This is a genomic window from Streptococcus sp. 2106, assembly GCF_013277315.1.
Taxonomy (GTDB): domain Bacteria; phylum Bacillota; class Bacilli; order Lactobacillales; family Streptococcaceae; genus Streptococcus; species Streptococcus pseudopneumoniae.
The window spans coordinates 1-8,361 of sequence record NZ_VMMS01000005.1 but is presented as its reverse complement, the minus strand read 5'-3'; the positions used below and the strand labels follow the sequence as shown (position 1 = coordinate 8,361).

The window sequence follows — 8,361 nt, the reverse complement described above, 5'->3', positions numbered from 1 at the left end:
CATATATACGGCAAGGCGAAGCTGACGTGGTTTGAAGAGATTTTCGAAGAGTATTAAATACTGAAAAGTTGTCCGAGTAAGAAGGTAACGCCCATAGTTAAGAGACCAATAGCAAGGTTCCGAATCATAGCTGTTTTGGTTGGGGCTTTTCCAAGTTTGGCACTAGTATAACCAGTGAGAAGAAGGGCCACACCGACGATAAGGACAGTAACAGGGATGCGGTATTCACTTGGGAAAATGGTCACTGACAGCATTGGAGGCAAACTTCCAAGGAAAAAAGAAATAAAGCTAGAGATGGCAGCATGCCAAGAATTGGTAAACTCTTCATACTCAATACCGTATTTTTCCTCTACCAAAGCCTTGAGTGGATTATTTAAAAAGGCTTTGGTAGTCAAAAGTTGAGCAGAGGTTTCGCATTCTCCATTTTGGATATAGGCAGCATAGAGGGACTTTTTGGCTAGTTCCATATCTTGGTCTAGCAAGAGCTGCTCACGCACAACGGCTGCTTCCTCAGTATCTTTTTGAGTTGAAACGGATACATATGCTCCACCAGCCATTGAAAAGGCACCAGCTAAGATAGCTGCAAATCCTGATAAAAAGATAATCCAGATATTGGTCGTGGCACTAGCAACTCCGATAACCACACCAGCAATGGAAATAATCCCATCATTGGCACCAAGAACACCCGCACGCAGGATATTTAAACGACCTGCAAAATTTGAATCGATTTCGTGATTTGTTTCTGACATACTATTCTCCTTTTTATCCAGTATAAAGGAAAGAGGTAATGAAATCAATCTTTTAAAAGTATCTGAAAAAAGTTGCACGATTTTAATGATATAAAAATATCGACATCTTCTCTGATAGATCAAACACCGAAGGTAAAGAGTATAGAATAGCATAAAAAATTTTAAATTAAATAGGATAAACATTTTGTTCACTTTATAATCGTTTACAAGAGAATAATGAGTATTAAATCAAATAAAATCCAACTATTTTGCGAACTTTTTATATTTTTTTCGTAAAAGGCTTTACAAGTTCTTAAAAACATGATATAGTAATAAAGCTTAGAAAATGAGATGATGTTTTCTAGCAAATATAAACCCGAGTAAAAAATGCCTACGGACAGGCAGGGTTGAATGCCGAAGCGTGGTTGAAAAACCACATTATTGATAGGGTTAAAAGCCTACTTTTATAAGTTGATGTTAGGACACTTGTCCTAATTCATAAATTTTTAGTGTGGTGAAAGCACACGTCATCTTGTGAAACGATCAATAAAGTACGTAATATTTGCTACTAGAGAGTTAGGAAACATCGGGAACAGACATACTCAACAGAAACAAACATAAAAACGTCAGAAGATTGCAGAGCAGGTGAAAACCTGCTCTTTTTTCATGAGTCAACCTTTAGTTCCTTAGTGTTCATAAGGTTCTAAAAATATGGAAAGGAGTATGTCTTGAAGGAGTTAGATCAAAACCAAGCCCCAATTTATGAGGCCTTGGTGAAGTTACGCAAGAAAAGGATTGTTCCCTTTGATGTTCCAGGTCACAAGCGTGGACGAGGAAATCCAGAACTTGTCGAACTCTTAGGAGAAAAATGTGTAGGCATTGATGTCAATTCGATGAAACCCTTGGATAATTTAGGCCATCCCATTTCGATTATTCGTGATGCAGAGGAGCTGGCTGCAGAGGCTTTTGGAGCTAGTCATGCTTTTCTAATGATTGGAGGAACAACTTCATCGGTACAGACTATGATTTTGTCAACCTGCAAGGCAGGAGATAAGATTATTCTGCCACGAAATGTCCATAAATCTGCTATCAACGCGCTGGTTCTGTGTGGTGCCATTCCCATCTATATCGAGATGAGTGTAGATCCTAAGATTGGTATCGCTTTAGGTCTTGAAAATGACCGAGTAGCCAAAGCCATGAAGGACCATCCAGATGCCAAGGCCATTTTGATTAACAATCCCACTTACTACGGCATCTGTTCAGACCTAAAGGGATTGACAAAAATGGCTCATGAAGCTGGCATGATGGTTTTAGTAGATGAAGCCCACGGAGCGCACTTACATTTCACTGGTAAACTTCCAATTTCTGCTATGGATGCAGGTGCTGATATGGCAGCAGTTTCCATGCATAAGTCTGGTGGGAGTTTGACCCAAAGTTCGCTTCTTCTAATCGGGGAGCAGATGAATCCCGAGTACGTTCGTCAGATTATCAATCTTACCCAGTCAACATCTGCTTCTTACCTGTTGATGGCTAGTCTGGATATTTCGCGTCGCAACTTGGTCCTTCGTGGTAAAGAGTCGTTTGAGAAGGTCATCGAGCTATCAGAGTATGCTCGTCGTGAAATCAATGCCATTGGTGGCTACTATGCCTATTCAAAAGAGTTAATAGATGGTGTGTCGGTATGTGATTTTGATGTGACTAAGCTGTCAGTTTACACTCAGGGTATTGGTTTAACAGGTATCGAGGTTTACGACCTCTTGCGAGATGAATACGACATTCAGATCGAATTTGGTGATATTGGTAATATCTTGGCCTATATTTCGATTGGTGACCGCATCCAAGACATCGAGCGCTTGGTAGGTGCTCTGGCTGACATCAAGAGACTCTATTCACGAGATGGGAAGGACTTGATAGCTGGAGAATATATCCAGCCCGAGTTGGTGCTGTCTCCACAAGAAGCCTTCTATTCAGAGAGAAAAAGTTTGATATTGGATGAGTCTGTTGGACAAGTCTGTGGGGAATTTGTCATGTGCTACCCTCCAGGAATCCCTATCTTGGCTCCTGGGGAACGCGTTACACGAGAAATTGTCGATTATATCCAATTTGCCAAGGAACGTGGTTGCTCCCTCCAAGGGACGGAAGATCCTGAGGTCAATCACATTAACGTCATTAAGAGAAAGGAGAACTAGATGGATTTATGGTTTTCTGAAGTTCATACTCCAGATGTGAAATTGTCCCTGAGAACAGCCAAGCAACTCTACGCTGGAAAAAGTGAATGGCAGGATATCGAAGTCTTAGATACGCCAGCTTTTGGAAAGATTTTGATTTTAAATGGGCATGTCTTGTTCTCAGATGCTGATGATTTTGTCTACAACGAAATGACTGTTCACGTTCCCATGGCTGTTCACCCCAATCCCAAGAAAGTCTTGGTTATTGGGGGCGGTGACGGTGGTGTTGCCCAAGTTTTGACACTGTATCCAGAATTGGAACAAATCGATATTGTGGAACCGGATGAGATGCTAGTTGAAGTCTGTCGTGAGTATTTCCCAGATTTTGCTGCAGGGCTAGATGATCCTCGTGTTACCATTTACTACCAAAATGGGCTACGCTTTTTGCGAAACTGTGAAGATGACTACGATATTATCATCAACGATGCGACAGATCCATTTGGTCATACGGAAGGGCTCTTTACCAAGGAATTTTACGGTAATAGTTATCGTGCTCTGAAAGAAGATGGCATCATGATTTACCAGCATGGGAGTCCCTTCTTTGACGAGGATGAGTCAGCTTGCCGAAGCATGCACCGCAAGGTCAATCAAGCCTTTCCAATCAGTCGAGTTTATCAGGCTCATATCCCAACCAGTCCAGCTGGCTATTGGTTGTTTGGATTTGCATCGAAAAAATACCACCCTGTTAAAGATTTTGACAAGGAAGGCTGGAAAAAACGCCAGCTTTTCACAGAATACTACACTGCAAACTTACACGTGGGGGCCTTTATGTTGCCCAAGTATGTTGAGGACATTTTAGAAGAAGAGGAAGGAAAAAAATGAGTCGTTTATTAGTTATTGGATGTGGGGGCGTTGCCCAAGTTGCTATTTCAAAGATTTGTCAAGATAGCGAAACCTTTACAGAGATTATGATTGCTAGCCGTACCAAGTCAAAATGTGATGACTTGAAAGCGAAGCTAGAAGGCAAAACAAGTACAAAGATTGAGACAGCTGCCCTTGACGCTGACAAGGTAGAAGAAGTGATTGCCCTGATTGAAAGCTACAAGCCAGAAGCTGTTTTGAACGTAGCTTTACCATATCAAGATTTAACCATTATGGACGCTTGTTTGGCAACAGGTGTTCACTATATCGATACAGCCAACTACGAGGCTGAGGATACAGAAGATCCTGAGTGGCGTGCCATCTATGAGAAACGTTGTAAGGAACTTGGCTTTACAGCCTACTTTGACTACTCATGGCAATGGGCTTATCAAGAGAAATTCAAAGAAGCAGGCTTGACTGCTCTTCTTGGTTCTGGTTTTGACCCAGGTGTGACCAGTGTCTTTTCAGCTTATGCCCTCAAACACTATTTTGATGAAATCCACTATATCGACATTTTAGACTGTAATGGTGGAGACCACGGTTATCCATTTGCGACAAACTTCAACCCAGAAATCAATCTCCGCGAGGTTTCTGCGCCAGGTTCTTACTGGGAAGATGGGAAATGGGTCGAAGTCGAAGCTATGTCTATCAAGCGTGAGTATGATTTCCCTCAAGTTGGACAAAAAGATATGTATCTCCTCCACCATGAAGAAATCGAATCATTGGCTAAGAACATTCCAGGTGTTAAACGCATTCGCTTCTTTATGACCTTTGGTCAATCTTACTTGATGCACATGAAATGTCTTGAAAATGTTGGACTCCTTCGTACGGATGCCATTAACTTTAATGGCCAAGACATCGTTCCGATTCAATTCTTGAAAGCCTTGCTTCCTGATCCTGCTAGCCTTGGACCGCGCACGGTTGGTAAAACCAATATCGGTTGTATCTTTACAGGTGTCAAAGATGGCGTTGAAAAGACTATCTACATCTACAATGTTTGCGACCATCAGGAATGTTACGCAGAAGTTGGTTCACAAGCTATTTCTTACACGACAGGCGTTCCAGCCATGATTGGGACAAAATTGGTTATGAACGGTACTTGGAAACAAGCTGGAGTTTACAACCTTGAAGAATTGGATCCAGATCCATTCATGGAATCTCTGAATGAGTATGGCTTGCCTTGGGTTGTGGTTGAAAATCCACAAATGGTGGACTAATGAAGCTAGAACAAGTACCAACACCAGCTTACGTCATTGACTTGGCAAAGTTAGAAGACAACTGTCGCATTTTACAATATGTACAAGAAGAAGCCGGTTGCAAGGTTTTGCTTGCCCAGAAGGCATATTCCCTCTACAAAACCTATCCCATGATTAGCCAGTATCTATCTGGTACGACTGCTAGTGGACTTTATGAAGCCAAATTGGCAAGGGAAGAATTTCCTGGCGAAGTCCATGTTTTTGCACCTGCTTTCAAGGATGCAGACTTGGAGGAATTGCTGGAGATAACGGACCATATCGTCTTTAACTCAGAGAGACAGTTGCGTAAGCATGGAGCTCGTTGTCGGGATGCTGGTATAAGCGTGGGGCTGCGACTTAACCCTCAGTGTTCAACTCAAGGAGATCATGCTCTCTATGATCCTTGTGCACCAGGTTCTCGTTTTGGCGTTACACTAGATAAAATTCCTAGTGATTTGCTGGATTTGGTGGATGGTCTTCATTTTCACACCCTTTGCGAGCAGGGTGCAGATGATTTAGAGACAACTTTGAAAGCAGTAGAAGAGCAGTTTGGTTCCTATTTGCATGAGGTCAAATGGCTCAATATGGGGGGCGGCCATCACATTACAAGAGAAGACTATGATGTAGATTTGCTGATTTCAGAAATCAAGCGTATCCGAAAAACTTACAATCTTGAAATCTATATCGAGCCGGGTGAAGCCATTGCGCTCAATGCGGGTTATCTAGCAACTGAGGTATTAGATATTGTCGAAAACGGTATGGAAATCTTGGTTTTAGACGCCTCTGCGACCTGCCATATGCCTGATGTACTTGAGATGCCCTATCGTCCACCTTTGAGAAATGGCTTTGAGGCACAGGAAAAAGCCCATACCTATAGACTTTCTTCCAATACTTGTCTGACGGGCGATGTAATTGGAGACTATAGCTTTGAAAATCCAGTTCAAATCGGAGACAGACTTTATTTTCAAGACATGGCCATTTATTCTTTTGTCAAAAATAATACCTTTAATGGTATTGGATTGCCAAGTCTCTATCTTATGGACGAACAGGGAGACTGTAGCTTAGTCAAAGCATTTGGCTATCAAGATTTTAAAGGGAGATTATCATGATGGAAAGTCCCAAAAAATTAGGCTATCGCATGCCAGCAGAGTACGAAGCACACCATGGTACCCTCATGATATGGCCGACTCGACCAGGATCATGGCCTTTTCAAGGAAAGGCTGCTAAAAGAGCTTTCAGCCAGATTATTAAGACCATAGCAGAAGGAGAAAGAGTCTATCTTTTGGTGGACCAAGACTACTTAGCTGAAGCCCAATCTTATCTTGGAGACAAGGTTGTTTATTTAGACATTCCCACCAATGATGCCTGGGCGCGTGATACAGGCCCAACCATTCTTGTCAATGATAAAGGCCAGAAATTAGCCGTGGATTGGTCTTTCAATGCTTGGGGTGGAGCTGTAGATGGTCTCTACCAAGACTATGAAGATGATGATCAAGTAGCCAGTAATTTTGCTGAGGCCTTGGAAATGCCTGTTTATGATGCCAAACCTTTTGTCCTAGAAGGCGGAGCGATACATAGCGATGGTCAAGGAACCATTCTCGTGACTGAAAGTTGTTTGCTTAGTCCTGGTCGCAATCCTCATCTTAGTAAAGAGGAAATCGAAAATACCTTATTAGAGTGCCTTGGCGCTGAAAAAGTTATTTGGCTTCCTTATGGTATTTATCAGGATGAAACCAATGAACACGTTGACAATGTTTCAGCCTTTGTTGGTCCTGCAGAGCTTGTTTTGGCTTGGACAGATGATCAAAACGATCCTCAGTATGCCATGTCAAAAGCAGATCTCGAATTCTTAGAGCAAGAAACAGATGCAAAAGGTCGTCACTTCACTATTCATAAACTTCCAATTCCAGCTCTTCATCAAGTTGTAACCGAAGAGGATTTGCCAGGCTACATCTATGAAGAAGGAGAAGAAGAGCGATACGCAGGTGAACGACTAGCAGCTTCCTACGTAAACTTTTATATTGCCAACAAGGCTGTCCTAGTTCCTCAGTTTCAAGATAAAAACGACCAAGTAGCCTTAGATATTCTCAGTGAGTGTTTCCCAGACCGTAAAGTTGTCGGAATTCCAGCCAGAGATATTCTCTTAGGTGGTGGCAATATCCACTGTATCACCCAACAAATCCCAGAATAGGAGAAAAAGATGAGAAATGTAAGAGTTGCAGCCATTCAGATGCAATGCGCCAAGGATGTGGCAACAAATATTCAAACCGCAGAGCGTTTAGTACGTCAGGCTGCAGAACAAGGCGCACAAATTATTCTCTTGCCCGAGTTGTTTGAACGTCCCTATTTCTGTCAGGAACGTCAGTATGACTACTACCAGCATGCCCAGTCGGTGACAGACAATACAGCTATTCAGCATTTTAAAACCATTGCCAAGGAGCTAAAGGTCGTTTTACCAATCAGTTTCTATGAAAAAGATGGTAATGTCTTGTATAACTCTATTGCCGTCATTGATGCAGATGGTGAGGTGCTGGGTGTTTATCAAAAGACCCACATACCAGATGACCATTATTATCAAGAAAAATTTTATTTCACACCTGGCAACACAGGTTTCAAGGTCTGGGATACTCTCTATGCCAAGATCGGGATCGGTATCTGTTGGGATCAATGGTTCCCTGAAACAGCCCGCTGTCTTGCGTTAAATGGTGCTGAATTGCTCTTTTATCCTACAGCCATTGGTTCAGAGCCAATTTTAGATACGGATAGTTGTGGTCATTGGCAACGTACCATGCAAGGACACGCAGCAGCAAATATTGTTCCAGTCATCTCAGCCAATCGTTATGGATTGGAAGAGGTCACGCCTAGTGAGGAAAATGGCGGACAGAGTTCCAGTCTTGACTTCTACGGTTCCTCCTTTATGACGGATGAAACAGGAGCTATTCTAGAACGAGCTGAAAGACAAGAAGAAGCTGTTCTGTTAGCTACTTATGACCTAGACAAGGGAGCAAGTGAACGCCTAAACTGGGGCTTGTTTCGAGATAGAAGACCAGAAATGTATCAACGAATTACGGACTAGTAGGGGAGAAATGAGAGGTTCATTCTGCTAGACTAACTTCTTATTAGCAACTATAAGATACTATGGTATCTAGTAAATCGATTTTTATGATTCACTATTCTTTTATCTTGATTAGTCCGTATTTTATACTAGACTTCCTGCAAAACTAGAATCCTAGTTCATGATTGATAATACCAACAATCAAATTCATTCGTAATCTGAAGCGTTTACGATGATTTCGATAGGTTGTTGAA

The 8,361-nt window shown here is 42.0% G+C and carries 7 protein-coding genes and 1 pseudogene; 6 read left to right on the top strand and 2 right to left on the bottom strand.

Going from position 1 to position 8,361, the window contains the following annotated elements; translation table 11 throughout:
• Positions 1 to 53 precede the first annotated feature (53 nt).
• Positions 54 to 749 (bottom strand): VIT family protein, encoded by a 696-nt coding sequence (locus tag HT723_RS00440; protein ID WP_172934425.1) that lies wholly within the window; start codon positions 747 to 749, stop codon positions 54 to 56.
• 707 nt (positions 750 to 1,456) lie between these two features.
• Here HT723_RS00440 and HT723_RS00435 point away from each other — a divergent pair.
• Genes HT723_RS00435 through aguB form a run of 6 tightly spaced genes read left to right on the top strand, consistent with a single transcriptional unit; the run spans position 1,457 to position 8,128 of the window.
• A complete protein-coding gene (locus tag HT723_RS00435) occupies positions 1,457 to 2,917 on the top strand; it encodes an aminotransferase class I/II-fold pyridoxal phosphate-dependent enzyme (RefSeq protein ID WP_050262168.1) in 1,461 nt (486 codons plus the stop codon).
• Positions 2,918 to 3,778, top strand: coding sequence for a polyamine aminopropyltransferase (gene speE, locus HT723_RS00430; protein ID WP_000366713.1), 861 nt, complete (start codon positions 2,918 to 2,920; stop codon positions 3,776 to 3,778).
• On the top strand, positions 3,775 to 5,034 hold the full coding sequence (locus HT723_RS00425; RefSeq protein WP_050262169.1) for a saccharopine dehydrogenase family protein: 1,260 nt from the start codon (positions 3,775 to 3,777) through the stop codon (positions 5,032 to 5,034). Before speE ends, HT723_RS00425 begins: the two co-directional genes overlap by 4 nt.
• A complete protein-coding gene (gene nspC / locus HT723_RS00420) occupies positions 5,034 to 6,161 on the top strand; it encodes a carboxynorspermidine decarboxylase (RefSeq protein ID WP_023934029.1) in 1,128 nt (375 codons plus the stop codon). The genes HT723_RS00425 and nspC overlap by 1 nt, the downstream gene beginning before the upstream one ends.
• Complete coding sequence (gene aguA, locus HT723_RS00415) at positions 6,158 to 7,243, top strand: agmatine deiminase (protein WP_050262170.1); 1,086 nt, start codon at positions 6,158 to 6,160, stop codon at positions 7,241 to 7,243. The genes nspC and aguA overlap by 4 nt, the downstream gene beginning before the upstream one ends.
• Positions 7,244 to 7,252: 9 nt before the next feature.
• A complete protein-coding gene (aguB, locus tag HT723_RS00410; RefSeq protein ID WP_172934424.1) occupies positions 7,253 to 8,128 on the top strand; it encodes an N-carbamoylputrescine amidase in 876 nt (291 codons plus the stop codon).
• 145 nt (positions 8,129 to 8,273) lie between these two features.
• Here the strand turns inward: aguB and HT723_RS00405 are convergent.
• Positions 8,274 to 8,361: pseudogene (locus HT723_RS00405) on the bottom strand (IS5/IS1182 family transposase); the annotation flags it as partial.

Coding starts and splice junctions, on each gene's coding strand:
- HT723_RS00440 (WP_172934425.1), bottom strand. CDS start 749: ATGTCAGAAACAAATCACGAAATCGATTCAAATTTTGCAGGTCGTTTA.
- speE (WP_000366713.1), top strand. CDS start 2,918: ATGGATTTATGGTTTTCTGAAGTTCATACTCCAGATGTGAAATTGTCC.
- HT723_RS00425 (WP_050262169.1), top strand. CDS start 3,775: ATGAGTCGTTTATTAGTTATTGGATGTGGGGGCGTTGCCCAAGTTGCT.
- aguA (WP_050262170.1), top strand. CDS start 6,158: ATGATGGAAAGTCCCAAAAAATTAGGCTATCGCATGCCAGCAGAGTAC.
- aguB (WP_172934424.1), top strand. CDS start 7,253: ATGAGAAATGTAAGAGTTGCAGCCATTCAGATGCAATGCGCCAAGGAT.
- nspC (WP_023934029.1), top strand. CDS start 5,034: ATGAAGCTAGAACAAGTACCAACACCAGCTTACGTCATTGACTTGGCA.